This is a genomic window from Acidobacteriota bacterium (assembly GCA_003225175.1).
Lineage (GTDB): Bacteria > Acidobacteriota > Terriglobia > Terriglobales > Acidobacteriaceae > Gp1-AA112.
The window spans coordinates 1-1,852 of the sequence record QIBA01000218.1; the positions used below are offsets into that span (position 1 = coordinate 1).

The following is a 1,852-nucleotide window of genomic DNA, read 5'->3' on the forward strand; positions in this document are numbered from 1 at the left end:
GATTGGCAACAATTGCTCCTTGGCACGCCCATCCGTCCGCCATAGAGCTAAATCGCGTGATTTCCTTCCACGGAGAAAGATTAATTAGCAGGTTCAGGGCAAACTGGTCCGGATTGCAGTAGGCATTCTGATGGCATAGGAGATAGATGTTTAGAGACAGGTCCCGGATGGCGCTGGCCTCTCCCGCAAAACTACCGGCATTGTAGACCAGCTTTTCTTTCATCCAGGCACATACTTCCGGCCCAAAAGTTGCCAACATGCCTTCGTCATTAAACGCCTGATCCTTGTGAGCGATGCATTCCGAGCCCACGTTCAAACGAAAAGGCGGCAGATATTTCTCCAGCCATGCGGAGGGATTCGTTTGGAAAATCAAGTCTCTGGTGTCCGTCGCAATGACGTACCGGGCCTCGATTTCGTGGAGAATCTCCCATAGATAAAAGAAGCGATCAACATGGATCACCCTGCGTTGCCTGGTGACATGATTGATGAAGAAATCTCGAGCTACCAGCCTCTCGATCGCATCAGAGGTAACGTTGTATGCAATTGCAGCCTTCTGTCCTGTGTATCCGGATTCTTCCAGAGACACAACCCATGGTTCAATTTCCTCCCATGAGTAATTCGCCATTGCTCCAACAACCAGGTCCTTCATATCCCCTCCAAGCCGCCCTTCCATACCGATGTTGATGCTCAGACTTGCTTCAACTCTTCTTTGTAGACGGTGGGGACTGGCTTCCCGGCTCTGCGATAGTAGTCCTCGTTAAATTGCAGACTGTCGCTTTCCTCATCCCACCGGTAACTGCAAGTGCCGTAGTGAAGATGTTGAAATCTTATCTTCCTCTTCAGGTATTCGGGGCTTCCAACCCACGACAGATGTTTAGGAAAGGCAACGCTCCTGGGGATCGCCGTGTTAGGCAAGGTTTCCTGTTTCTGGCCCCCCTCGTAAGTCACGCTGTTGTCGTAATGGAAGCGCTGAACCGCCGCGGGTACCCGCGCCCGCCAGATTCTCGGGACTATGAATTCTTCAATGTAGCTGTCCATCGCAAAAGCGTAGTTCTTGAAATTTACCTTGAACCACACCGCTTCCTTATGGCGTTCAATGAAGTTCACGATGCGTTGAATCTCATCAATCGAATATATTTCGTCTTGTAAATCCAGAAGCCACAGCAGATCAATCTGGCGCTGAAGCAAGGAGGGGAGCGTACATGTCCTCAGGTCCCATTCGTATTTTGGAACCGGGGAAACAAACAAAGTGTCGATCCTCTTTTGAAAGAGGAGTTCACGTAAGGAGGCGAGACTTCCATCAGGCCGGTCGGGATTGATCTGAGAAAGTGAGTAGACCTCAGGGAACACGCCGTACGCCAAACTGATTAGTATTTCTTGCTTGCTTGTGGCTCTGAGATCAAGCCATGGCTGTAACACCTCGGACAGGTGCTCTGCGCATTGATAACCTATTCCGCTGATCCCTATCTTCACGCCTATGACTCTTCCCGGCCGATTCGAGGCTGATGCGCAGAAAACAAGACGCAAAATGAGGGCAACCTAACAATAAAAATTTCCAAAGCCCCCCGTCAATCCAGTTTCAATTGATGTTCAACTAGTGTTTGTTTTTTCTTCTTTTCCGGCTTGATTGGATTGTGCGAGCTTGAAAAAATCGGATTGAGCCTAAAAGGTCCTCCGAGTTTTGCGGAGATCCTGGCGGACGGAGTTTTTTTTTCGGAATGAGGTGTACACATGCAGACAGCAGAAGTAGCGCGCTTAACAACCAAGCCAGACGGCAAAGCAGTCCTGGAGGTTGCAGGTCAGCCTGTCTTCGAACTCAATCGGGTTGGCGCAAGTATCTGGACGAAGCTCT

The 1,852-nt window shown here is 49.9% G+C and carries 2 protein-coding genes; both read right to left on the bottom strand.

All coding sequences use genetic code 11. The features are described 5' to 3' along the window. The coding region (locus DMG62_24720; protein PYY19334.1) for a hypothetical protein at nucleotides 1-649 on the bottom strand (649 nt) is incomplete at its 3' end. Between the two features lie 38 nt (nucleotides 650-687). Beyond that, complete coding sequence (locus tag DMG62_24725) at nucleotides 688-1,473, bottom strand: hypothetical protein (GenBank protein PYY19335.1); 786 nt, start codon at nucleotides 1,471-1,473, stop codon at nucleotides 688-690. Between the last annotated feature and the right edge of the window lie 379 nt (nucleotides 1,474-1,852).